The sequence below is a fragment of the Moraxella equi genome (assembly GCF_002027555.1).
Classification (GTDB): domain Bacteria; phylum Pseudomonadota; class Gammaproteobacteria; order Pseudomonadales; family Moraxellaceae; genus Moraxella; species Moraxella equi.
This window is the reverse complement of record NZ_MXAP01000140.1, coordinates 1-682: the sequence shown is the minus strand read 5'-3', so window position 1 is coordinate 682 and position 682 is coordinate 1. Positions and strand designations below refer to the sequence as shown.

The 682-nt window shown below is 38.7% G+C and carries 1 protein-coding gene; it reads right to left on the bottom strand.

All coding sequences use genetic code 11. The features are described from left to right. On the bottom strand, window positions 1–614 hold a 614-nt coding region (locus tag B5J93_RS11875), incomplete at its 3' end, for a DNA methyltransferase (protein WP_143823548.1). Window positions 615–682: the final 68 nt, after the last annotated feature.

Here is a 682-nt window from a genome sequence, read left to right as displayed (position 1 = left end):
GCTTGTTCATTATCATCAATGCTGATAAATATTACGCCATCATCTTTTAATAATTCACGGGCGATATAGAGACGGGGATACATAAAGGTTAGCCATGCACTGTGCGAATTAGATTTTTTGGCAGTAAAATCAAGCACTCTTTTGGCTTCGTCCAATGGCATATCGGCAAGCTGTGCCAGCTTTTCGGGCGTGAATTTACGGTCATCTTGATAAACAAAACCGTCCGACCCTGTATTATAGGGCGGGTCTATGTATATCATTTTTACCGCTCTTTGATAGGCGTTTTTTAGGTGTTTTAATACTTCTAAATTATCGCCTTTGATAAGCAGGTTCTGGCTATTGATATTTTGGGGAGCTTGATTGTGTGATTGATTTTCGCCAAATAAGGTAATGGACGGACAATCACGCAAATAACGGGCATAGGATTTGCCAAGCCAATTTAATTGATAAAATTCACGACTGCTAACAATGTCTGATGATTGCAATTCGCTTGCCATTTTTTCGGGTAAAAAATGACCGTCTTTATCAAAACAGTTGGGGAAATGTTCTTTTAAAAGGGTAAGTTTTTCGTTTTGGGTAGGATTACTTTGCTCAAAAAGTTTTTGGATAATCATGACAAATCCCCTTTGATGAATTGGGGATTTTGGGCGTGGTTATGGCTTAATTGCGAATTGCGAATTGC